Here is a 21,970-nt window from a genome sequence, read left to right as displayed (position 1 = left end):
CCCTGAGCTAGATTGAACGCTGATTGACCCGGTTGGACAGCGCCGCGGCGCTTTCCTTGCGTTCCGAATAACGGTCCACCAGCAGGTCGGCGCGGCCGCGCAGGAGCAGGGTGAACTTCATCAGTTCCTCCATCACATCCACCACCCGGTCGTAGTAGGGCGAGGCCTTCATGCGATCGTCGTCATCGAACTCGAGAAAGGCCTTGGGCACCGAGGACTGGTTGGGGATGGTGAACATGCGCATCCAACGGCCCAGCACGCGCAGTTGATTGACTGTGTTGAACGACTGCGAGCCGCCGCAGACCTGCATCACCGCCAGGGTCTTGCCCTGGGTCGGGCGTAGCGCGCCGAGGGTCAGGGGGATCCAGTCGATCTGCGCCTTGAACACCGCTGACATCGAGCCGTGGCGTTCCGGCGAGCACCAGACCTGGCCCTCGGACCACAGCACCCGTTCGCGCAGTTCCCGGACCTTGGGGTGATCCACCGGCGCATCGTCCGGCAGGGGCAGGCCGCTGGGGTCGAAGATATAGGTTTCGGCGCCGAGGAATTCGAGAATGCGCGCCGCTTCCCGGGTCAGCAGGCGGCTGAACGAGCGCTCGCGGGTGGAGCCGTAGAGCAGCAGGATGCGCGGTTTGTGCGCGGCTGTTGCCGGGGCCTCCAGATGCTCCGGCGCCAAGGTTTGCAGCAGTTCGAGATCGAGGGCGGACAGCTGTTCTTCGCTGTGTTTCAGGTCGTCGTTCATCACAGCGCTCCGATGCGGTCGAGGGCGTTTTTCAGCTCGGTGGGCGAGAGCTGGTCGAGGTCCAGGGCGAAGAAGGCGGCGAAGCGCTGGCGGATCTTCTGCACGGTTTGCTCGAAGGCGGCCTGGATCGCCTGCTCATCGCCCTGGACCTCCGAAGGATCTTCCAGCCCCCAGTGGCTTTTCAGCGCCGGGCCGAAATACACCGGGCAGGGCTCGCCACCGGCCTTGTCGCAGACGGTGATGACGATATCGGGCGGGCTGTCGGCGAAGACCTCCAAGCCTTTGCTGTACAGGCCTGCGGTGCTGACGCCGGCCTGCTCCAGGGTGGCCAGGGCGCGGGCGTTGAGCGTGCCGCTGGGGAAGCTGCCCGAACTCACCGCCTGATGAGCGGCCGGTGCCAGGTGGTTGAACAGGGCTTCGGAAAGAACGCTACGGCAGCTGTTGGCGGTGCACATGAAGAGGATTTTCATCGGGGCTTCCGGGCAGAGAGGCTGGGTCAGGTCGTGAAACGAGTGTCGTCGATCATGATATATGGATATCCGAATATACGTATGAGGTGGGAAATTGCCAAGCCTCCGGCACGCTGAGCAGCCGAATGGATGCCCGGTGAGAGAGGTGCTACGGCTGGAAGATGTTGCAAGTCAGTGGCGCGCGCAGGCTCGAAACCGACTCAACCGGTGAGCGCCGCGGCCTGGCTCTGCGGTGATGGCGGCCTTCGCCTTGCAAGCGACGCTCTCCCGCGGGAGTCGGGAAAGCGGATTCTTACTGCCGCACGCCTGCCTCGGTGGAGCACCGATAGCGGGCGGTGCGGGCGCCTCTACAGCAGTTGGTCGATCAACACCGCATTGCTATAGATCAGGCTGCCATCGCTGGCTCGATGCCCCACCAGGTGGAACTGGCCGCGGCCGTGTTGCAGGTAGACGCGCATCTGGCAGTCGGACAGGGGGCTGTACCCTTCGGGCATGATCAGCTCCATGGTGTCCATGTCGACGTCGACCATGGCTTCCGATTCATGGGTTTTCTGCAGGCGTTCCTCGGCTTCTTCCAGGCGCAGGTGCAGGGGGCCATCGACGTTGAAATGGATCTCTCCCAGCGGCATGGATTTTTGCGCATTGCCGGCCTTGCACCAGCCTTCGATCGTCAGGGCGCTCATGATGAGACCTCCATTGTGAATGGCGGGACGTTGTGGCGTTGTCCCATTCTCAATGCCATCACTGTTCAGACCGCTGCGGGGGGCGGTTCGTTTCCTTGGCGGGGGCCTGGCGGGCTACCGCGGGTCGCGTCAGGTCTTCGCGGGCCGACAGCTCCAGACGCCAGGCTTTTGCCAGCTTGCGCGCCACCTTGCCCGGCAGCACCGTGGAGCCGCTGTGCCGCACGGCCTTGGCGTGCTCGGCAAGCCCTTCGACCAGTGCGGCCCATTCCGGCCGCGGGTCGTTGACATAGTCCCAGCCCAGCCCCAGCCAGGGGCAACGCCCACCGATCCAGGCCTGCGCCGCGGGTGTCGCACGCCGGATGTAGTCAGGGGCCTTGGCCGCCTTGGGTCGGAGCGCGCGCGCCTTGACGGCCGGTATTTGTAGCTGTGGGGTGCCGTCTGGCTCCAGAGTCACCCGCATGGCCCCGAGCAAGGCAATGTCGAAAGGCACCGGCTGACCCTGGGCGGCATAAAAATACGCCAGGCGCCGGATGCTGTCGTAGTCGGCAACGGCGCGGTACAGGTAGGCGCAGATCACCCCCAGCATGGGGTCGGCATGCTTTTTATGGCACACGCCGGCGGCGAACTGGTCGATGTCTTCGGCCTGTAGCCGGCCAGCGGCGAAATCGTCGATCGCGCCGAGCATCGCCAGGTATCTGTCGGGGGCCTTGGGCATTCCATAGGCCTGGAAAATATCGCCGAGGGGGCTGGGCATCACCACGGCGTACTGACCGGCATAAGGCACCACCGGCGTGAAGGTGCCATCGGTCAGCGCCACCAGGACCGGCATCCCCTGGGGATCGCTGGGGGCGCGGAACGTCTCGAACAGCGAGGTGCTGTCCAGTCGCTCGATCGGGGCCCGGGACAGGAGCTTCGCGCCCTCGCCGTAGACGATCAGGTTGGCCTCGCCGGGGTCGCCGATCTGTTTCATCCGGCGGCGAACCTCGGTGGCCGCGGACTTGCGCATATCGGCGGCGGCATCCGCTTCCAACTGCTGGACCAGTGCCTTGACCTTCTGCTTCTTCTCGGGAAAACGCGGGCTCTGCTGGCGGAGCACCACCAGGTCCTGCAGCAGCTCCTTGCTGGAGTCGGGAATGGTGATCATCTGGTCGGCGGGAACCGCCAGGTCATGCTGCTTGAGCCCGAAATCGGCGCCGAGCATGCGCTCGCGAAAGGCCGCGTCGCTGTGGACCCGCTCAAGGTTGTGCTCGGCGGAATCCACCGGGCCGGCCGCCGGGGACGGGCCCATGGTGGCGGCATTGCCCGCGGCTGGCCAGGGCTGCAACCCGGCGGGGCCAGGCAACGGCTGGGCGGTGTTGTAGAGCACGGCCGGTTCCGGATCGACCAGGCACTGCGGATTGAGCTTGAGGCGATACTCTTTCGCCCGCTCGGTGGTGCGCGAGCGCACGCACATGCCGAGGGTCGCGGTGGTGATCAGGCCATTGCTGATGGCGGTCGGCTCGATGCCCCACAGCGCATCGGCGATCACCCCGGAGAACACGCATTTGCCCGGAGCGCCAGACATCGGCTCGGAGACCATGTAACCCAGCTGCCCGTCCTGGCAGGCGGCCAGGCGATCGAACTTGGGGTTTTCCACTTGGGTGCCTTGCACCACTATCCCGCGCACCGGATCCAGTCGCGTGAGGTCGAGACTCTTCGGCGCTTCGCGGCAGGCATCGGTAATCAGGGTGATGCGCTGCACGCCGTGCAGTAGCAACTCGGTGTAGAACGAGTCGGCCAGGACGCGGTATTTCTGGCGCAGCGAATCGCTGAACAGCCAGGAGATCGAGCCGATATTCGCGTCGGTCAGGCCGTGGCCGCAGAACGCCAGGATCAATTGCTCGACCACTTCGGCGCCCGAGGGGAACAGCTCGTCCACCGCTTGTTGCACCCGCTCGCGGGTGACCGGATTACCCTGGCCGTCTATGGGGCCGTCGTCGACGATCCTGACGTTGTCGGCGCCGAAGCCCGAGCGCAACGCCCAGTCGCCGATCGAACGGGCGGCGAGCACGGCGCCGTCCAGGTAGGCGAAACGCAGGGTCTGGTTGGGTAGCGGCGTCAGTGTGCTCACGCCGATCGTCAGGCAGGTCCGTCTAGTCATGGGAGTGCGCCACCTTGCGCGTAATAAGGAGCCAGAGATCGAATCGAGGGAGAATCGCTGGCCAGTGCCAGCGTGGCCGATCGCCCGGTGCCAGGCGTTCGACCAGCATGATGGCCCCGGCCACCAGCATCAGCGGAATGTGCCAGGCCCCGCCCAGCAGCGGCACCAGCATCCAGGCCCAGCACGAAGCGATGCACCAGGCCCCATGGGTTGCGCCGAACACCAGGCAATCGCGGTCGGCGGCCCAGCCGAACAGACCGATCCGGCGCATGCGGTGGCCACGGTTGAGCGCCGCGCGTTGCCACGGGCTGGCACTCCACAGCAGGGCAGCCAGCAGGGCCGTGGCCAGCGCCGCGCCGACGACGCTCAGTTGCAGCAGCAAGGCGAGCACCATCAGCAGCGGTCCGGCGGCCAGCCATAAGGCGGTGTAACCGAGCAGGAAACCGAGCGCCGCACGGACGCGCCGACGAGGCAGGCTGGAGTGCCAGACATGCAGGAGCGGCATCGCCAGCAGCGGCGGCATCATCGCCAGCAGCATCAGGGCCCAGTCTGCGAGCATGTGCTGCGCCGGGTTCAGGGCCAGCTCCGCTTTAAGCGCAGTGGACCAACTGGTGACAATGGACAGTCCGCCCACGGAACTGCAGAAGGCGGGAAGGCTGCTGTGCCCGCTGGTGTAGAGGCACAGGGCCAGGCCCAGCCCGGCCGTCGCGAACAGCAACGGCCAGGGCGCCCGGGTGAAGCTGAACAAGAGCGGTCCGGGTTGCATGAGGCGTTACTCAGCTGACGACACCACTGCGCTTGAGCACGCTGATCCGCTCCACGGTCACCGGTTTATCCGCCGATACCTGCTCGCCCGGGACCAGGGTCACCCGCAGATAGTCCGGATCGAAGTCGCCGGCATCGGTCAGGCGCTGGGCCAGGTCGGTGATGTCGATGGTATAGCCGAGCCCGTGGCCGCCGTGGCCACCGTCCGGGCGCGAGGCAACGTTCAGCCCGAACAGCGTCAGGCTGCCGGCATGGCACTCGGGATGCTGCTGCGGATCGCTGTCTTTCGGCAGGTTGATGTAGACCGCAAGCTGCGGCGAGGGCGCGGAGCCGCGCACCGATTCCAGCGCCAGGTACAGCCGGGTCACCGGCTGGCCCAGGTCGGTGGCGCCCATCGCGGCGATGCCGGTGCTGGTGGCCTGGCGGTCGAGGTCGACCTGGGTGCGCACCGGCGCGCCGCCGACCGTGACCACCGAACGGTTGGCACCGATAGGTTCGATGTTCTGTTGTTCCGGCGCACCCATCTTGACCCGTGTCACGGCCTCTACTCCTGGTTTCACGCCTGTGCCGATGCTCAAGTCGGCATAACTCGGGTGCAATTTTCCACCCTTCAAGGTGTCACGGCCGGTGAATTTCATGCCAGGGTCACTGCCACCGACCGTCGGCATGATGAAACGGCGGTCGGCCGGACCGTCGAGCCAGCGCGGATCGCGGACCATGGTCTTGCCCGCGGTGTTCATCCAGGCCTCCCAGAGCCGGTCGACGTTGCAATGGTGCAACCAGAAGATCGGGTCCAGGGCGGCGAGGTACGGGTCGGCCATGAAGCCTTCGCCACCGCCGATCAGACGATGCACGGTGTTGTGCGGGTTGTTCTCCAGGTCGCCGGTCCAGCGGGCGAACTGGGCGAAATTGCCGGTGACCCCGCCACCGAAGCCGATGCTGCCGTCATTGCCGACCTGGAAATCGTTCTCCTGCATCGCCGCCAGGCTGAAGGCATCGAGGGAGTTCGGCCGCAGTGTGGTAAAGCCCTGCCGGCGAGGGTATTTCTTCAGCGGGTTGGGGCTGCCGTCGGGCAGGGTGTTTGCCAGGAACGCCTCCGGGGCTCGCCGCGCTTCCGGGTTTTTGTCATTGAGGTAGTTCCAGTACGGCAGCGCCCAGTCGTCGCCCGTCAGTTCCTTCACCTTGGCCGCGACAATCGCCTCGAAGGCCGCCAGATAACCGCGGTGCCAGGACAGGAAGTACCAGCTGCCGTGCTGGCACTGGCTGCCGTAGGTGAAGTTGGTCAGGTCCTTGGGAACCTGATCGGAATCGCCCAGGACATTCACCTCGACCCATAACTGCCGATCGAAGCCGTGCATGGCGCCGAGGAACTTCCAGCTGTTGCGGTTGGTGATCGGTAGTTTGTCCAGTTCGCGCATGGCCAGCGCGTAGTTGAGCAAGACCTTGTTGTTCCATCCGGAGCCGAGTGTTGCCACATCCTGTCGAATCGCGTTCATGAATGCACCTCCCTTGCAGCATCAGGCTGGGTGGCGCGTGTGGCGCCACACCCCTCGCAATCCTTTGCCGCTGGCGACTTCATGTTCACGGCGGAACTGCGCTCATGAGGCGCGCAGTGCTGGTGCGCGCCTCTTCGGAACTGAGTATAGAAGCCCGGCAAAAACGCCATGGCCGATTCCGATTATCCCGATGAACGACATGGGTTTTGCTTGCTTGTGCGGACGGGCGGGGGATTGGCCTGGGTGTAATGGAGGGCCTTGGCTTCACAACGCCTGCAGCAGGCGCTGCAACTGCTGGTGTTCCCAGATGCTCAGGAGTTTGACCGGGTCGGTGCCGTAGCGTTGCCAGGCGTCGAGTGTCTCGACCCGGCCATCCGGCGAACGGCATTGCTCGCAGTGGCTCAGGGTCTGGCCATGGCTGAGCAGGGTCAGGGTCCAGCCTTCGATGTCGAGTCGCACCTGCCAGCTGTCGTCCGCCAGCAAAACACGCTGGCTCGATGGGCCCAGGGTGCGGGTGCCGAGGGCCAGCTCTCTGAGTACCTGGCAGATTTCCCGGGCGGTGAGGGCGGGGGTGGTTGGCATGGGGACGATCTCGGGCATGGACGGCGGCCATTTTGCCATTGTTGCCGGCCAGTATCAGGCGGGATGACTGATTCCTTGAGCTGAAAAAAAATGCCCGTATCGCGAGAGACGGGCATTTTTTATGGGCTTCCACCAGGCCCAGGCGGGGCTGACCGGAAGGTCACCAGCGCTATTCAGGGGCGGGGGCAAGGCTTACTTGGCGGACTTTCGCGCGCTGGACGAGCGCCAGGCCTTTTCTTCCCCGGGATGCTGCACGGTCAGGTAGGCCCTCACGCCCAGTCCTGCCAGACAAAAGACCATGCCTGCGATGAATTGAAATGTAGTCATGACATGCCTCCAAAACAATCAACAGGGGACCATCTCATTTAAGCCGGGCTGGGGCCAGCCGGAGTTGTTACAGGTTGTCTAAGGAGGAGGTCATCCCGCTGAGGCCGGGGGGCGTAATGGCAACGGTGCTGGTTGGTGGTTCAGCTGGTCGGCACGCGGGCTGGCATTGCTGCGGCGACCTTGGCCGGCCGGGCGTGCAGCAGGGTATTCAGGGCCTGGCGATAGCGCTCGCCGGCCAGGCACATGCTGTTGTTGTGGGTGGCTCCGGGGACCAGCAGCAGTTGCTTGGGCTGCTGCGCGGCGTCGAACAGTTGCTGGCTGAAGCGCGCGGGCACGTAACGGTCGTCCAGGCCGTGGACGATCAGCAGCGGCATGCCGATGTGGGCGATCTTGTCGAGGGAGTCGAATTTCTGCGACAGCAGCCAGCGCACTGGCAGCGAGGTGTTGCCCAGCTCGGCGGCGATAGCGGCCAGGGAGGTGAACGAGGATTCGACGATCAACCCACGGGCCGGAATCGGCGTGCCGTCGCTGGCCGCCTGCTGCCCCAGTTGCGCGGCCAGTTCCACCGCCACCGCGCCGCCCAGGGAATGGCCGTAGATCAGGCGTTTGCCGGCGTCGGGTTGCAGCCTTTGCAACTGCTCCCAGGCAATCCGCGCATCCTCGTAGACGCTGGTTTCCGACGGCGGCTCGCCAAGGCTCTGGCCGAAGCCGCGATAGTCGATGGCCAGGACCGAGTACCCCAGGGCGTGCAGTTGCTCGATGCGGAACAGCTGCCCGGTGAGGTTCCAGCGCACCCCATGCAGATAGAGGATGGCCGGTGCATCGGCGCGCTGGGCCGGCCACCACCAGGCATGAATGTTCTGTTCGGGCTTGAGGCTGTCGCCCTTGAACTCCAGTTCGCGCACCCCGGCCGGCAAGCCGCGATACCAACTGGCATTGCCCGGTTCGACGCGAAACACCAGTTCGCGCTCCTTGTGCTCCAGCACCTGGCAGCCCACCGGCAGCCCGACCAGCAGGGCGGCCATGCCGAGCAGCGACCGCCAGCGAGGTCGCCAGCGCGAAAGGATCGAGGAGGACATGGGCTGTGGCACCGCGCAGGGATAAAAAAACGCGTTTTAACAGATGCACCCACCAGCCCAATAATCATTTCGCCAATCCGCGGCCGGGGAAGCTTTACAAAATGTGGCGGCTGACCCGGGGCCAGGGCGCTGAAAGATGAGGTCACAGCCCTTGAGGCGGACTGTCGGTCCATGGATGAAAAGCCGGGCGTTTGCCTTGAGAGTTTTGATTTATTGGATCCATTAAGGTTGGGTTCTGTAGCCATTCACAGCCATAGAATCCTCAATAGCCTGTGTCTTCCAAGTCTGGTCGATAATCGCCCGAAAATATCAGCCAACCACTGCTTGATTAAGTCATTGATTTTTATATTTTAAATAAAAATGCCTCAGCATTTCTCCAGAGAATTAAGCGATTTTTCCAGGACTTCACCCGATCTCGCCTCTTGTTAATGGATCCACTGAATGATTGATTAGCCACCTGGTGATGGCGGGTCCCTCCCGACCGTCCCCCGATAAAAACTACAAGAAGGGTCTCGTCATGAATGGCTTATCAAGGGCGCGGAACTGCCTGGGTTCCGTCCGCCGTCTGTCTGTGTGCACGCTGCTGTTTTCCTTCTCGCTGTCGCCGCTATGCGCTGGGGAGGTGCGGTCATGACGTTCGACCTGAAGAGCCGCGTGGACAGCGGCCCGATGAGTTCCTTCCAGTGCCTGGCCATTGGCATCTGCATTGTCTTGAACATGATCGACGGCTTCGACGTGCTGGTGATGGCCTTCACCGCGGCCTCGGTATCGGCCGAGTGGGGCTTGAACGGGGCGCAGGTCGGCCTGTTGCTCAGCGCCGGATTGTTCGGCATGGCGGCAGGCTCGTTGTTTATCGCGCCCTGGGCCGATCGGTTCGGCAGGCGCCCGCTGATCCTGTTCTGCCTGGCGCTGTCCGGGCTGGGCATGCTGCTCTCGGCCTTGAGCCAGACCCCTGTGCAACTGGCGCTGCTGCGCGGCCTGACCGGTCTTGGCATCGGCGGCATCCTGGCCAGCAGCAACGTGATCGCCAGCGAGTATTCCAGCAAGCGCTGGCGCGGTCTCGCGGTCAGCCTGCAATCCACCGGTTATGCCCTGGGCGCGACTCTGGGCGGGTTGCTGGCGGTGTGGTTGCTGGGCCATTGGGGCTGGCGCTCGGTGTTCCTGTTTGGCGGTGCGGTGACCTGGCTGGTGATTCCCCTGGTGCTGCTGTGGCTGCCCGAGTCCCTGGACTTCCTGCTTGCCCGCCGCCCGGCCAATGCCCTGGTGCGGGTCAATCGCCTGGCCCGGCGCCTGGAGCAGCCTGAGCTTGAACAGTTGCCGCCAGAGCTGCCCAGGCAACCCGGTGCGCCCAGCGGTTTCGGCCAGTTGCTGGCGCCGGCCATGCGCCGCACCACCTTGCTGATCTGGCTGCTGTTTTTCCTGGTGATGTTCGGCTTCTACTTCGTCATGAGCTGGACCCCGAAACTGCTGGTGGCCGCCGGGCTGTCGGCGCAGCAGGGGATCACCGGCGGGGTGCTGCTGAGTGTCGGCGGGATCTTCGGCGCGGCGCTGATCGGCGGCCTGGCCTCGCGCTGGCCGCTGGGCCGGGTGCTGGCGCTGTTCATGCTGATCACCGCCGGCCTGCTGGTGCTGTTTGTCGGCTCGGCCTCGTCGATTGCCGCGGCGCTCGGCCTGGGTCTGCTGATCGGGCTGTTTTCCAATGGCTGCGTGGCCGGCCTCTATGCGCTGTCGCCAGTGGTCTACGACGCCTCGGTGCGTGCCACGGGCGTTGGCTGGGGCATCGGCATTGGCCGCATCGGCGCGATCCTTTCGCCGACCGTGGCCGGCTTCCTGCTGGATGGCGGCTGGCAGCCGCTGCACCTGTACGGGGTGTTTGCCAGCGTGTTCGTGATTGCCGCCGGCTGCCTGTTGCTGCTCAAGCCGACTCGGGCCCGGGCACAGCCAGCGATGGCCGGCGTCTAGTTCTGGCCCTGGCCGCTGATGATGGCGTCGGCGATGGTGTCGCAGAACCAGCGTAGGGCGGCGGAACTGTCGCTGTTGGGGTGCCAGTTCAGGGACACGGCGAACTCGGCCACCGGGAACGGCAGTTCGAGCATCTTCAGCTCGCCTTCGTGGATGAACAACCGGGCGATCTGCGCCGGCAGCACCGCCAGCAGGTCGGTGCCGGGAATGATTTTCGGCAGCACCGAAAAATGCGGCACATGCAGGCTGATACGCCGTTCCACGTTCATGTTTTTCAGCACGTCTTCGACATTGCCGTGGCCGGTGGTGCGGGTCACGGCGACGTGCCGTTCGGCGAGGAACTGTTCGAGGCTCAGTTGCTGGTCGATGCGCGGGTGGCCGGTGCTGAGCAGGCACACATAACGCTCGTGCATCAGCACCCGGCTGCGGACGCCGGGGACCGGCTGGCGGCAGATCGCGGCATCGACCTTGCCGCTGGCCAGCCACTCGCCGACCTGGTCCACCTGCAGCGGCAGGACCTCGACTTCGGCCAGCGGCGCGTCCTGATTCAGGCGCGCCAGGATCAGCGGCAAAAAGCCGATTTCGCCGAGGTCGGAGAGGGCGATGCGAAAGCGCCGCTCGGTGCTCGCCGGGTCGAACTGGCGGCAGCCTTGCACGGCGCTTTCGATGCGGGTCAGGGATTCGCGCAAGGGGCCGTACAGCTGCTCGGCGACAAAGGTTGGCTGGATGCCGTCGCGGGTGCGGCTGAACAGGGCGTCGTCGAACAGCTCGCGCAGGCGCGCCAGGCCATAGCTGACCGAGGGCTGGGTGACGAACAGGCGCTCGGCGGCCAGGGTCACGCTGCGGGCTTCGTAGAGGGTGACGAAGGTGCGGATCAGGTTCAGATCGATGTGGCTCATGTCGCCCCTTGCTGCCGTTATGAATATAGATGGGTCTTATTTTTGATAGAGATAGTATCGATTTGATCAATTTTGTAGCGGCTGCAAGAGTAACCCGAAATCCAATAACAAGGGTCCTTATGAAAACCGTTCACTCTGCGTCCTACGAGATTCTTCGCGAGCAAGGCCTGACCACCATCTTCGGCAACCCTGGCTCCAACGAGCTGCCGTTCCTCAAGGGTTTTCCCGAGGACTTCCGCTACATCCTCGGCCTGCACGAAGGCGCGGTGGTGAGCATGGCCGACGGTTACGCCCTGGCCACCGGCAAGCCGACCTTCGTCAACCTGCATGCCGCCGCCGGTACCGGCAACGGCATGGGCGCGCTGACCAATGCCTGGTACTCCCACAGTCCGCTGGTGATCACCGCCGGCCAGCAGGTGCGCTCGATGGTCGGCGTGGAAGCGATGCTGGCCAATGTCGATGCGGCGCAACTGCCCAAGCCCCTGGTCAAGTGGAGCCACGAACCGGCCTCGGCCCAGGACGTGCCGCGCACCCTGAGCCAGGCGATCCATATGGCCAACCTGGCGCCACGCGGGCCGGTGTATGTGTCGATTCCTTATGACGACTGGGCCTGCGCGGCGCCGGCCGGAGTCGAGCACTTGGCGCGGCGCCAGGTGGCCAGCGCCGGCCTGCCTTCGGCGGCGCAGCTGCAAGTGCTGGCCGAGCGCCTGGCGGCGGCGCGCAGCCCGGTGCTGGTGCTTGGTCCGGATGTCGACGGCAGTGGCAGCAACGGCCTGGCGGTGCAGCTGGCGGAAAAACTGCGCATGCCGGCCTGGGTCGCGCCTTCCGCTTCGCGCTGCCCGTTCCCCACTCGTCATCCGTGTTTCCGTGGCGTGCTGCCGGCGGCCATCGCCGGGATCAGCCGCTGCCTGGCCGAGCACGATCTGATCCTGGTGGTGGGCGCGCCGGTGTTCCGCTACCACCAATACGCCCCGGGCGATTACCTGCCGGCGGACTGTGAGCTGGTGCACCTGACCTGCGACCCGGGCGAGGCAGCGCGGGCGCCCATGGGCGATGCGCTGGTGGGCGATATCGCCCTGACCCTCGAAGCCCTGGTCGAGGTGCTGCCACAGAGCGAGCGGCCGCTGCCGAGCGCCTTGCCGCTGCCGGCGCCGGTGCGCGAGGAGGGCGGTTTGCTGCGCCCGGAAACGGTGTTCGACCTGATCAACCAGCTGGCGCCGCGGGACGCGATCTACGTCAAGGAGTCCACCTCCACCGTCGGCGCGTTCTGGCAGCGGGTGGCGATGAGCGAGCCCGGCAGCTACTTCTTTCCCGCCGCCGGCGGTCTCGGCTTTGGCTTGCCGGCCGCGGTCGGCGTGCAACTGGCGACGCCCGGGCGGCGGGTGGTGGCGATCATCGGCGACGGCTCAGCCAACTACGGCATCACCGCGCTGTGGACCGCTGCTCAGTACGGCATCCCGGTGGTGTTCATCATCCTCAAGAACGGCACCTACGGCGCGCTGCGCTGGTTCGCCGATGTGCTGCAGGTCAGCGATGCGCCGGGGCTGGACGTGCCGGGGCTGGACTTCTGCGCCATCGCCCAGGGCTACGGCGTGCAGGCTGTGCATGCCGCCACCGGCGCCGAGTTCGCCGCCGCCTTCAGCGCGGCCCTGGCCGGCAATCGCCCGGTATTGATCGAGGTGCCGACCCTGACTATCGAGCCCTGATTATCAAGGACTGAGTTCCTATTGCCGGGCGAAGACCCGGCAATGCCAACCGCGCCTTGCGCACACTCACCACAACAATAAAAAGAGGTGGCTATGAACACGACTTCGGTCAGTGAAGTGATGGAGGCTAGGCCCCAGCGGTCGAGCCCGGTTTCCGGCAGCGCCGACATCGGCACCCTGCTCGATGACGGGCCCTACACCAGGATGCAGAAGATCGTGGTGTTGCTGGCCGCGCTGTCCATCGTGATGGACGGTTTCGACGGTCAGCTCATCGGTTTCGCCATACCGCTGATGATCAAGGAGTGGGGGATCACCCGCGAGGCCTTTGCCCCCGCGGTGGCCGCCGGGCTGATCGGCATGGGCATCGGCAGCGCCTGCGCCGGTCTGTTCGCCGATCGTTTCGGCCGGCGCATGGCGGTCATCGCCAGCGTGATCCTGTTCGGCACCGCGACCTGCGCCATCGGCTTCTCGCCGGATGCACTGACCGTGGCGGCGCTGCGCTTTATCGCCGGGCTGGGCATCGGCGGTGCCTTGCCCAGCGCCACCACCATGACCGCCGAATTCACCCCGGCGCGCCGCCGCACCCTGGCGGTCACGGCGACCATCGTCTGTGTGCCCCTGGGCGGGATGCTGGCGGGGTTGTTCGCCTCCCACGTACTGCCGCTGTATGGCTGGCGCACCTTGTTCTTTATCGGCGGCAGCCTGCCCATCGTCCTGGGCCTGTTGCTGTTGGCGACCCTGCCGGAGTCGCCGCGCTTCCTGGCGCGCCGGCCGCAACGCTGGGGCGAGCTGACCGCGCTACTGGGGCGCATGGGCCGGCCCATGCCCGAGGGCGTGCGCTACACCGATGCGCTGGAGCAGAAGAGCGAGCAGCAGGGCGGCTTCCGTGCCTTGTTCGCCCCCGGCTACGGGCGCGATACCCTGGCGGTCTGGGTGGCGTTCTTCATGTGCCTGACCGCCGTCTACAGCGCCTTCAGCTGGCTGCCGACCATGCTCCTGGCCGAAGGCTTGCCGCTGGCGCTGGCCAGCTCCGGCCTGACCGCCTACAACCTGGGCGGGGTGATAGGCGCACTGGCCTGCGCGGTGGCCATGACCCGCTGGGGCTCGTTCTGGCCGCTGCTGATCTGTTGCGCCGGCGGCGCGGCCAGCGCCTTCGCCATGCAAACCCTGGATGTCGACCAGAACAGCCGCCTGCTGATCTTCGGCTTTGGCGTGCATGGCTTGTTCGTCAACGCGGTGCAGTCCACCCTCTATGCGCTGTGCGCCTTTATCTATCCCACCGCCGTGCGCGCCACCGGCACCGCATCGGCCCTGGCCTTCGGCCGCATGGGCGCGATCCTCAGCGCCTTCGTTGGCGCCACGGTGATCACCCAGGGCGGCGCCCATGGCTATCTGACGCTGCTGGGAACTGTGATGGTGCTGGCGCTGATCGCCCTGGTGCTGGTGCGCCGACATATTCCCCGGCGGGTGCCTGGATCAACCCGGGTCCACAAGGAGCTCCTTGCCGATGAACCCTCACAGCCATAAGGAGGTTCGATGAACATCAGCATTCTCGGAGCGGGCGCCATGGGCTCGCTGTTTGGCGGCCTGCTGGCGGAAAGCGGGCAGCAGGTCACATTGCTGGACATCAACGACACGCACCTGGAGGCGATCCGCCGCCAGGGTTTGCGCCTGGAGACCGACAGCGGCGACCGGCGCATCGGCGGCCTGACCGCCTGCCGGCCGGAGCAGGTGACGGGGCAGCCTGACCTGTTGCTGGTGTTCACCAAGGCCCAGCACACCGACAATGCGCTGCGCGGTATTGCTGGCCATATCGGCGAGCACAGTCTGGTGCTGACCTTGCAGAACGGCCTGGGCAACGCCGAAGCGCTGTGCCGCCACGTCGCCCCGGAGCGGGTGATGATCGGCATGACCACCTGGCCCGCGGACATGGCCGGGCCTGGCCATGTCCGCTCCCATGGCCAGGGCGTGGTTCGGGTACTGTCGCTGGATGGCGTCGAACGCCAGGGCAGCAACCAGGTTGCCGCGGTGCTGGAGGCGGCGGGGCTGCAATGCGCGGTGGACCCGCGGGTCTGGACCTCGATCTGGGAGAAGGTGGCGTTCAACGCGGCCTTGAACAGCCTGTGCGCCGTCACCGGCTGTACGGTGGGGCAACTGGATGCCGCGCCGCAAGGCGTGGCGCTGGCCCGGGCCATCGTGCTGGAGGTGCTCAGCGTCGCGCAGTCGGTGGGGGTGGCAACGGATGCGCAGCACTGCCTGGAGACTGTGGCTTATGCCATCGCCCACCACCGGACGCACAAGCCGTCCATGTTGCAAGACGTGCTGGCCGGCCGACCCACGGAAATCGGCGCGATCAACGGCGAGGTCCTGGCCAGGGCGCGCCAGGCCGGCATCGCCGTGCCGCACACCGAAACCCTGCTGGGGCTGCTGCGCCTGATCGAGGCGCGGGCGGCCACCGGAGGTGGTCATGAATAGCCATGTAAACCTGGTTCGATGCCCTGAGTCGCGAGCCCATTTTTCCTGTGAGTCCTGCCTTCGAGGAGTTTTGTCATGAGTGAGTCCCCAGCTGTCTACAGCGATCTGCACCTGCAACCCATCGCCGGGGAGTGGCGCGCCGGCGCTGCCGGTAAAACCCTGGCGGTGAGCAACCCGTTCGACGGCGCGCTGTTGCTGGAAGTGGCCCAGGCCAACCGCGCGGACCTGGATGCCGCCTATGCCAAGGCCGCCGCGGTGCAGCCGCAATGGGCGGCGCTCGGGCCGTCGGCGCGGGCGGCGGTGCTGCATCAGGTGGTGGCGGTGTTCGACCGGCGCCGCGAGGAAATCGTCGACTGGATCATTCGCGAGTCCGGCAGCACCCGGCTCAAGGCGCAGCTGGAGTGGGGCGCGGCGCGGGCCATCGCCCTGGAGTCGGCGTCGTTCCCGGCGCGGGTCCACGGGCGCATTCTCGAGTCCGATGTGCCGGGCAAGGAAAGCCGGGTCTATCGCAGCGCCCTGGGGGTAGTCGGGGTCATCAGCCCGTGGAACTTCCCGCTGCACCTGACCCAGCGCTCCATCGCTCCGGCGCTGGCCCTGGGCAACGCGGTGGTGGTCAAGCCGGCCAGCGATACGCCGGTGTGCGGCGGCCTGCTGTTGGCGAAGATTTTCGAAGAGGCCGGCCTGCCGGCGGGCGTGCTCAGCGTGGTGGTGGGGGCGGGCAGCGAGATCGGCGATGCCTTTGTCGAGCACCCGGTGCCTTCGCTGATCACCTTCACCGGTTCGACCCCGGTGGGGCGCGGCATCGGCCGTATCGCCAGCGGCGGCGCGCACCTCAAGCACGTGGCCCTGGAGCTGGGCGGCAACAGCCCGTTCGTGGTCCTGGCCGACGCTGACCTTGAACAGGCGGTGAGCGCGGCGGTGTTCGGCAAGTTCCTGCACCAGGGGCAGATCTGCATGGCGGTCAACCGGATCATTGTCGACGACAGCCTCTACGACGCCTTCGCCCAGCGCTTCGTCGAACGGGTCAAGGGCCTCAAGGTCGGCGATCCGCAATCGATCGAGACGGTCATCGGCCCGGTGATCAATGCGCGGCAGTTGCAAGGCCTGCGGGAGAAGATCGAACTGGCCCGCCGCGAAGGCGTCGAGCCGCTCTACGAGGGCGGGGCCCAGGGCAATCTGCTGGCGCCCCATGTCTACGGCGAGGTCACAGTCGACATGGACCTGGCGCGCAATGAAATCTTCGGCCCGCTGGTGGGGCTGCTGCGCGCGCGGGACGAGGCCCATGCTCTGGAACTGGCCAACGCCAGCGAATTCGGCCTGTCCAGCGCGGTGTTCAGCCGCAACCTGGAGCGCGGGGTGAACTTCGCCCGGCAGATTCGCGCGGGCATGACCCATATCAACGACATCCCGGTGAACGACGAGGCCAACGCGCCCTTCGGTGGGGAAAAGAACTCGGGGCTCGGACGCTTCAATGGCGACTGGGCGATCGACGAATTCACCCGTGATCACTGGATCAGCGTGCAGCACTCGGCGCGTCGTTATCCCTTCTGATGCGTTGAGCTGACGATATCGCCCGGTCTTTGCCAAAAGAACGACCGGGCATTTTTGCAGCCGATAGGAGGCGGGCCTGGAGCGGCCTGTCGGGGAACGGCTGCGCCTATGCAAAGCGGAGAACAATAATAATGAACACCCCTCACTGCATCCTCGCGCGCTCGCTGGCCGCGGCTTCATTGGCACTGGGCACGGGCCTGCCGGCCTGGGCCGAAGACGGCGGTTTCTTTGCAGACGCCAAGACCGATTTGGTGCTGCGTAACTACTACTTCAATCGGGATTTTCGCGATCCGGGGGCGGCCAAGAGCAAGGTCGAGGAATGGGCCCAGGGTTTTATCCTCAAGTTCAATTCCGGCTACACCCCGGGCGTTGTCGGGTTCGGCCTGGACGGCATCGCCATGTTCGGCGTCAAGCTCGACAGCGGGCGTGGCACCAGTGGTTCCGAACTGCTGCCGGTGCATGGCGACGGGCGCGCGGCGGACAACTACGGCCGCGCCGGCGTGGCGGCAAAAATGCGCATTTCCGCCACTGAGCTGAAGGTCGGCGAGTTGCTGCCGGACATCCCGCTGCTGCGCTACGACGACGGCCGGCTGCTGCCGCAGACCTTCCGTGGGGCGATGCTCGACTCGCGGGAAATCGCCGGGCTGGGGTTGCAGGCCGGGCAGTACCGCTCGGTGAGCCTGCGCAACTCCTCGGACATGCAGGACCTCTCGGCCTGGGCCGCGCCCGGGGTGACCTCCGATGGCTTCACCTACGCCGGCGCCGAGTACCGCTTCAACCAGCAGCGCACCTTGATCGGTGCCTGGCATGCGCAGCTGGAAGACATCTATCAGCAGAGCTACTTCAACCTGTTGCACAAGCAGCCGGTCGGCGACTGGATGCTGGGGGCGAACCTCGGCTACTTCATCGACAAGGATGACGGCCAGGCGCGCATCGGCGAGATCCAGAGCCGCACCGCCTATGCCTTGCTCTCGGCCTCAACCGCTGGCCATACCCTGTACCTGGGTTTGCAGAAGGTCAGTGGCGACAGCCCGTGGATGTCGGTGTATGGCAGCAGCGGCCGGACCCTGGGCAACGATATGTTCAACGGCAACTTCAGCAACACCGACGAGCGTTCCTGGCAGGTGCGTTATGACTACAACTTTGCCGCCATGGGCGTGCCGGGGTTGTTGGCCATGGTGCGTTATGGGCATGGCGAGAATGCCACGACCAAGGTTGGGAGCAATGGCAAGGAGTGGGAGCGGGATACGGAGCTGGGGTATACCTTTCAGAGTGGGAGTCTGAAGAACCTCAGTGTGCGGGTGAATAACGCTACCAATCGGCGCAGCTTCAACAGCGACTTTGACCAAACCCGGCTGATCGTCAGCTATCCGCTGTCGTTCTGAACCTTCTAGCGTCGTCGCGGGCAAACCCGCTTGCCCGCGATGGCGTCTATTCGGACTGGGTGGTGTACATATCCGTATTTGTGGTGACGGCGGAGCACGTTTGCAGGCTTCTGTAGGAGCGAAGCTTGCTCGCGATGGCGTCTGTTCTGACGCTGCATTTTTTGGATGGTGTACATATCCATTTCTGCGGTTACGGCCACTTATGGTTCCGCTCTTACAGCGGGTCACTTTGGAAAGCCCGGAAGCCGGCCCAGTCCAAAGTAACCAAAGCGCTTTGCCCCACCACTCGGTGCCTCGCTAAGGCTCGGCATGCCCTCACTCCGGCATTGAGCCGTGGGCCGCCGCCACAGGCCATCCCTGGCCTGGGGCGGCTAACCCGGCATCCCTGCCGGGTTACCCACGGCTCAATACCTGCGTTCGGCCATCGTGGTTAACGGGGCCTTCAGATCAAAAGCCAAAGCCAAAGCAAGACGGCGGCCTACCGGCCGGCCTGGGGGGCGTGCGCTTCTCTGTAGCCGCTGCCGCAGGCTGCGATCGACTGCGCAGCAGGCGCATGGTTTTGAGATCGCTGAAGGCCTTCGGCCTTATCGCAGCCTTCGGCAGCGGCTACAGGGGAGGTGTGCTGGGAAGGATGGTGGTGTTGCAGGCACTAGGTTACGCATTCTCTGTAGGAGCGAGGCTTGCCCGCGATGAGGTCCGTGAGGTCGCCATCTTCCGCGCGCCGGTATCCGCATGCCGTCAACGCAAGGCTTGCGGTACTATGGCCGCCCACGTTTTCTGGAAGTTGCCTGGATGAGTAAGCCCGGTCAATTGGTGCTGGTCGCGCTGCGCAAGATGATCGCCTCGGGCGAGCTGGCGGCGGGGGAGCGGTTGATGGAGATTCCGACGGCGGAGCTGTTCGGGGTGTCGCGGATGCCGGTGCGCATGGCGTTTCGCACTCTGGAGCAGGAAGGTCTGCTGGTGCGTTTTGGCGGGCGTGGGTTCCAGGTGCGTTCGGTGAGTGCCGAGGACATCGCCGGCGCGGTCGAGGTGCGGGGTGTGCTCGAGGGGTTGGCGGCGCGCCAGACCGCCGAGCGCGGTTTGTCGGAGGAGGCGCGGGCGGCCCTTGAGTTGTGCCTGGCCCAGGGCGACCAGTTGTTCGCCAAGGGTTATGTGACCGAGGACGACCTGGAGGTCTATCACGACCTCAACATGCGTTTTCACCAGGTGATTGTCGAAGGCAGCCACAACCCGGCGATCGCCGATGCCCTGGCGCGCAACGATCATCTGCCGTTCGCCTCGGTGACCGCGCTGGCGGTGGATCGCCAGGACATGGCCCGCGAATACCGGCGTTTCAACTACGCCCATATGCAGCACCATTCGGTGTTCGATGCCCTGGTCAATCGCCAGGGCGCGCGGGCCGAGGCGATCATGCGCGAGCACGCCAACGCCACCCTGCGTTATGCCGAGATCTTCAGCAGCGCGGCGGCGGACGAGCGGATGAAGGTCATTCTCCGCCCCGTGTGACTCCCCTCAGATATCCAGCACCAGCAGCGGCGTTTTCGAGCGCGAGCAGCAGGGGGTGAACTGGTCGTTGCGCGCCTGTTCGTCCTCGGTGAGGAACAGGTCGCGGTGCTCCGGCACCCCCTCCAGCACCCGGGTCAGGCAGGTGCCGCAAATCCCTTGCTCGCAGGACATGGCAATCTCGATGCCATGGCTCTCCAGGACCTGCACCACGCTCTTGTCCACGGGCACCTCGAAGACCTGGCCGCTGCTGGCGACCTTGACCGAGAAGCTGCCATCGGCGCGGGTGTCGACGGGGGGGGCGGCGAAGTACTCGCGATGCAGGCAGGGCTCCTGCCAGCCCGCGGCCTTGGCCGTGTCCAGCACGTGCTGCATAAAGCCGCCGGGGCCACACACATAGACATGAATGTCGTTGCGCGGCGTGGCCAGGACCTTGGCCGCGTCCAGCGCCGTCTCGGGTTCCTGGTCGAAATGCAGGAACACCCGGTCGGCAAAAGACGAGCTGCATAGACGCTGGACAAAGGCCGCGCGCTCCCGCGAACGGGCGCAGTAGTGCAGCTCGAAATCCGCGCCGCTGTGGGCCAGGCGTTCGGCCATGCACAGGATCGGGGTGATGCCGATGCCGCCGGCGAACAGCAGGCTGCGCCGGGCTTCATGGGCCAACGGAAACAGATTGCGCGGCTCGCTGATAGGCAGTCGCGTGCCGGGGTGGATCTGCTCGTGCATGGCCAGCGAGCCGCCCCGTGAGGTCGGGTCCTTGAGCACGCCGATCAGGTAGCGATGGCGTTCTTCGGGGTGGTTGCACAGGGAGTATTGGCGGATCAAGCCGCCGGGCAGGTGCACATCGATATGCGCGCCGGCGCTGAAGGCCGGCAGCGGACTGTCGTCGGCGCTGGCCAGTTCGTAGCTGCAGATGTCCTGGGCTTCGTCGTTACGGGATACCACCACCACATCGATCATCGTCGGTCCTCCGAGTGCTGCCGCCGATGGCGGTCACTTCTGTTTCTTTTGTTGGGTAAAGGCTGGGTAAAGGGCAGGGCGCGGCACCGGTGCACTGCCGGCGTAGCGCCGCGCAGGGTTCAGGCCGTGGCCGTGGCAATCAGTTGCGCTTCACCGGCGCGCTCCTGGGCGATCAGGCGTTCCAGCACCCGTCGCGACTGCACGCCGCCGGCGTCGATATTCAGCTTGAGCAGGTTGCGCGTGGGGTGGGCCAGCAGGTTCTGTTGCTGGCGTTCGAGCATCTCCAGGTCTTCGCTGAAAATCTTGCCCTGGCCTTCGCGAATGCTCGCGGTCAGCGCCTCGTCCTTTGGGTTGAAGTTGCGCGCCATGCCCCAGAAGTACCAGATCGAGGTGTCGCTCTCCGGGGTGATGAAATCCACCACTATGCTCGACGCCTTGAACTGCGCCGGCGCGGCATAACCGCCTTGGCCAGCATGGGCCACACCGACTTCGATCAGCACATGGCTGGGCGGGGTGAAGCGGCAGATCTGCCAGCGGTCCACCGGCACGTCGTCGGCCAGGCCGTTGCCGCGCAGGGCCATGCGCCAGAACGGCGGGGCCATGATGTTTTCCATGTGCCGCGCGGTGACCACTTCATCGCCTTCGACCCTGGTGGTCGGCGGCGCCTCGTCGATTTCCTTCTGGCCGATGCTGGAGGCGTGGACGTAGGTTTCGTGGGTCAGGTCCATCAGGTTGTCGATCATCAAGCGGTAGTCGCACTGGATGTGGAACAGCCCGCCACCGTAGTCCCACTCATCGCTGACCGCCCACTCCAGATGATGGATCAGCGCCGGATCGGCCAACGCCTGATCGCCAGGCCAGACCCAGATAAAGCCATAGCGCTCGACCACGGCGAAGGTCTTGTTGCAGGGAAAGCCGCGCACCCGTTGCCCGGGCATTTCCACGGTCTTGCCATCGCAACCCATCACCAGCCCGTGATAACCGCACACCAGGTTGCCGTTTTCCACATAACCCAACGACAGCGGTGCGCCGCGATGGGGACAGAAGTCCTCGACCGCTGCGACCTTGCCTTCATGTCCACGGTAAAAAACCATCTTTTCACCACAGATCTGCCGCCCCAGGGGCTTGTCGGCGATTTCATCGGGGGTGCAGGCAACGTACCAAGTGTTCTTGGGGTACATGGAGGCTCTCCAGGCGGGTGATTGTTTTTATTTAATGGATCCATTAGATGAGCGGCGGCGTTTG

At 65.4% G+C, this 21,970-nt stretch carries 19 protein-coding genes; 7 read left to right on the top strand and 12 right to left on the bottom strand.

Annotated features, from left to right (window positions below):
* Nucleotides 1-7 precede the first annotated feature (7 nt).
* From arsH to ACTJKT_RS12955, 9 genes are all read right to left on the bottom strand, one after another.
* Complete coding sequence (arsH, locus tag ACTJKT_RS12995) at nucleotides 8-742, bottom strand: arsenical resistance protein ArsH (protein WP_440787377.1); 735 nt, start codon at nucleotides 740-742, stop codon at nucleotides 8-10.
* The gene (locus ACTJKT_RS12990) at nucleotides 742-1,212 is read right to left on the bottom strand and encodes an arsenate reductase ArsC (RefSeq protein WP_440787376.1); all 471 of its coding nucleotides are present in this window, start codon (nucleotides 1,210-1,212) and stop codon (nucleotides 742-744) included. Before ACTJKT_RS12990 ends, arsH begins: the two co-directional genes overlap by 1 nt.
* A 347-nt stretch (nucleotides 1,213-1,559) precedes the next feature.
* On the bottom strand, nucleotides 1,560-1,895 hold the full coding sequence (locus ACTJKT_RS12985) for a hypothetical protein (RefSeq protein ID WP_440787375.1): 336 nt from the start codon (nucleotides 1,893-1,895) through the stop codon (nucleotides 1,560-1,562).
* Nucleotides 1,896-1,953: 58 nt separating this feature from the next.
* On the bottom strand, nucleotides 1,954-4,035 hold the full coding sequence (locus ACTJKT_RS12980) for a hypothetical protein (protein ID WP_440787374.1): 2,082 nt from the start codon (nucleotides 4,033-4,035) through the stop codon (nucleotides 1,954-1,956).
* Nucleotides 4,028-4,801, bottom strand: a complete 774-nt coding sequence (locus ACTJKT_RS12975) for a copper chaperone (RefSeq protein WP_440787373.1) — start codon at nucleotides 4,799-4,801, stop codon at nucleotides 4,028-4,030. The genes ACTJKT_RS12980 and ACTJKT_RS12975 overlap by 8 nt, the downstream gene beginning before the upstream one ends.
* Before the next feature lie 10 nt (nucleotides 4,802-4,811).
* A complete protein-coding gene (locus ACTJKT_RS12970) occupies nucleotides 4,812-6,296 on the bottom strand; it encodes a tyrosinase family protein (protein WP_097303086.1) in 1,485 nt (494 codons plus the stop codon).
* Between the two features lie 264 nt (nucleotides 6,297-6,560).
* Nucleotides 6,561-6,878, bottom strand: coding sequence for a DUF7693 family protein (locus ACTJKT_RS12965; RefSeq protein WP_440787372.1), 318 nt, complete (start codon nucleotides 6,876-6,878; stop codon nucleotides 6,561-6,563).
* 192 nt (nucleotides 6,879-7,070) lie between these two features.
* On the bottom strand, nucleotides 7,071-7,205 hold the full coding sequence (locus ACTJKT_RS12960) for a hypothetical protein (RefSeq protein WP_440787371.1): 135 nt from the start codon (nucleotides 7,203-7,205) through the stop codon (nucleotides 7,071-7,073).
* A 140-nt stretch (nucleotides 7,206-7,345) separates the two neighbouring features.
* Entirely contained in the window at nucleotides 7,346-8,284 is a 939-nt protein-coding gene (locus tag ACTJKT_RS12955) for an alpha/beta hydrolase (RefSeq protein WP_440787370.1), read from the bottom strand.
* 630 nt (nucleotides 8,285-8,914) lie between these two features.
* On the opposite strand from ACTJKT_RS12955, the gene ACTJKT_RS12950 reads away from it, so the two are divergent.
* Nucleotides 8,915-10,246, top strand: a complete 1,332-nt coding sequence (locus tag ACTJKT_RS12950) for an MFS transporter (RefSeq protein ID WP_440787369.1) — start codon at nucleotides 8,915-8,917, stop codon at nucleotides 10,244-10,246.
* Here ACTJKT_RS12950 and ACTJKT_RS12945 read toward each other — a convergent pair.
* Nucleotides 10,243-11,145 carry a LysR family transcriptional regulator gene (locus ACTJKT_RS12945; RefSeq protein ID WP_440787368.1) on the bottom strand — a complete coding sequence of 301 codons (903 nt, stop codon included), beginning with the start codon at nucleotides 11,143-11,145 and terminating at the stop codon, nucleotides 10,243-10,245. The two genes, ACTJKT_RS12950 and ACTJKT_RS12945, sit on opposite strands and share 4 nt — an antisense overlap.
* A gap of 119 nt (nucleotides 11,146-11,264) precedes the next feature.
* Here ACTJKT_RS12945 and mdlC point away from each other — a divergent pair, with 119 nt between their 5' ends.
* The 6 genes from mdlC (at nucleotide 11,265) to ACTJKT_RS12915 (ending at nucleotide 19,768) form a co-directional block, all read left to right on the top strand.
* The gene (mdlC, locus tag ACTJKT_RS12940; RefSeq protein WP_440787367.1) at nucleotides 11,265-12,851 is read left to right on the top strand and encodes a benzoylformate decarboxylase; all 1,587 of its coding nucleotides are present in this window, start codon (nucleotides 11,265-11,267) and stop codon (nucleotides 12,849-12,851) included.
* 93 nt (nucleotides 12,852-12,944) lie between these two features.
* A complete protein-coding gene (locus ACTJKT_RS12935; RefSeq protein ID WP_440787366.1) occupies nucleotides 12,945-14,378 on the top strand; it encodes an MFS transporter in 1,434 nt (477 codons plus the stop codon).
* 9 nt (nucleotides 14,379-14,387) lie between these two features.
* Nucleotides 14,388-15,326 (top strand): ketopantoate reductase family protein, encoded by a 939-nt coding sequence (locus ACTJKT_RS12930; protein ID WP_440787365.1) that lies wholly within the window; start codon nucleotides 14,388-14,390, stop codon nucleotides 15,324-15,326.
* Nucleotides 15,327-15,401: 75 nt separating this feature from the next.
* Nucleotides 15,402-16,877, top strand: a complete 1,476-nt coding sequence (locus ACTJKT_RS12925) for an aldehyde dehydrogenase family protein (protein WP_440787364.1) — start codon at nucleotides 15,402-15,404, stop codon at nucleotides 16,875-16,877.
* Between the two features lie 131 nt (nucleotides 16,878-17,008).
* Nucleotides 17,009-18,262 (top strand): OprD family porin, encoded by a 1,254-nt coding sequence (locus ACTJKT_RS12920; protein WP_440787363.1) that lies wholly within the window; start codon nucleotides 17,009-17,011, stop codon nucleotides 18,260-18,262.
* Between the two features lie 792 nt (nucleotides 18,263-19,054).
* A complete protein-coding gene (locus ACTJKT_RS12915) occupies nucleotides 19,055-19,768 on the top strand; it encodes a GntR family transcriptional regulator (protein WP_440787362.1) in 714 nt (237 codons plus the stop codon).
* 6 nt (nucleotides 19,769-19,774) lie between these two features.
* Here ACTJKT_RS12915 and ACTJKT_RS12910 read toward each other — a convergent pair whose 3' ends face one another.
* Both ACTJKT_RS12910 and ACTJKT_RS12905 read right to left on the bottom strand, forming a co-directional pair.
* Nucleotides 19,775-20,725, bottom strand: a complete 951-nt coding sequence (locus ACTJKT_RS12910; protein ID WP_440787361.1) for a PDR/VanB family oxidoreductase — start codon at nucleotides 20,723-20,725, stop codon at nucleotides 19,775-19,777.
* Between the two features lie 119 nt (nucleotides 20,726-20,844).
* The gene (locus tag ACTJKT_RS12905; RefSeq protein ID WP_440787360.1) at nucleotides 20,845-21,906 is read right to left on the bottom strand and encodes a Rieske 2Fe-2S domain-containing protein; all 1,062 of its coding nucleotides are present in this window, start codon (nucleotides 21,904-21,906) and stop codon (nucleotides 20,845-20,847) included.
* Between the last annotated feature and the right edge of the window lie 64 nt (nucleotides 21,907-21,970).

It is taken from the genome of Pseudomonas sp. 22526 (assembly GCF_052044735.1).
Classification (GTDB): domain Bacteria; phylum Pseudomonadota; class Gammaproteobacteria; order Pseudomonadales; family Pseudomonadaceae; genus Aquipseudomonas; species Aquipseudomonas piscium.
Note: the sequence above shows the minus strand (reverse complement) of the source record. Positions and strands in the feature narration are given on the sequence as shown.

Coding starts and splice junctions, on each gene's coding strand:
- mdlC (WP_440787367.1), top strand. CDS start 11,265: ATGAAAACCGTTCACTCTGCGTCCTACGAGATTCTTCGCGAGCAAGGC.
- ACTJKT_RS12985 (WP_440787375.1), bottom strand. CDS start 1,895: ATGAGCGCCCTGACGATCGAAGGCTGGTGCAAGGCCGGCAATGCGCAA.
- ACTJKT_RS12925 (WP_440787364.1), top strand. CDS start 15,402: ATGAGTGAGTCCCCAGCTGTCTACAGCGATCTGCACCTGCAACCCATC.
- ACTJKT_RS12965 (WP_440787372.1), bottom strand. CDS start 6,878: ATGCCAACCACCCCCGCCCTCACCGCCCGGGAAATCTGCCAGGTACTC.
- ACTJKT_RS12975 (WP_440787373.1), bottom strand. CDS start 4,801: ATGCAACCCGGACCGCTCTTGTTCAGCTTCACCCGGGCGCCCTGGCCG.
- ACTJKT_RS12945 (WP_440787368.1), bottom strand. CDS start 11,145: ATGAGCCACATCGATCTGAACCTGATCCGCACCTTCGTCACCCTCTAC.
- ACTJKT_RS12915 (WP_440787362.1), top strand. CDS start 19,055: ATGAGTAAGCCCGGTCAATTGGTGCTGGTCGCGCTGCGCAAGATGATC.
- ACTJKT_RS12920 (WP_440787363.1), top strand. CDS start 17,009: ATGAACACCCCTCACTGCATCCTCGCGCGCTCGCTGGCCGCGGCTTCA.
- ACTJKT_RS12935 (WP_440787366.1), top strand. CDS start 12,945: ATGAACACGACTTCGGTCAGTGAAGTGATGGAGGCTAGGCCCCAGCGG.
- ACTJKT_RS12990 (WP_440787376.1), bottom strand. CDS start 1,212: ATGAAAATCCTCTTCATGTGCACCGCCAACAGCTGCCGTAGCGTTCTT.
- ACTJKT_RS12905 (WP_440787360.1), bottom strand. CDS start 21,906: ATGTACCCCAAGAACACTTGGTACGTTGCCTGCACCCCCGATGAAATC.
- ACTJKT_RS12980 (WP_440787374.1), bottom strand. CDS start 4,035: ATGACTAGACGGACCTGCCTGACGATCGGCGTGAGCACACTGACGCCG.
- arsH (WP_440787377.1), bottom strand. CDS start 742: ATGAACGACGACCTGAAACACAGCGAAGAACAGCTGTCCGCCCTCGAT.
- ACTJKT_RS12960 (WP_440787371.1), bottom strand. CDS start 7,205: ATGACTACATTTCAATTCATCGCAGGCATGGTCTTTTGTCTGGCAGGA.
- ACTJKT_RS12910 (WP_440787361.1), bottom strand. CDS start 20,725: ATGATCGATGTGGTGGTGGTATCCCGTAACGACGAAGCCCAGGACATC.
- ACTJKT_RS12950 (WP_440787369.1), top strand. CDS start 8,915: ATGACGTTCGACCTGAAGAGCCGCGTGGACAGCGGCCCGATGAGTTCC.
- ACTJKT_RS12970 (WP_097303086.1), bottom strand. CDS start 6,296: ATGAACGCGATTCGACAGGATGTGGCAACACTCGGCTCCGGATGGAAC.
- ACTJKT_RS12955 (WP_440787370.1), bottom strand. CDS start 8,284: ATGTCCTCCTCGATCCTTTCGCGCTGGCGACCTCGCTGGCGGTCGCTG.
- ACTJKT_RS12930 (WP_440787365.1), top strand. CDS start 14,388: ATGAACATCAGCATTCTCGGAGCGGGCGCCATGGGCTCGCTGTTTGGC.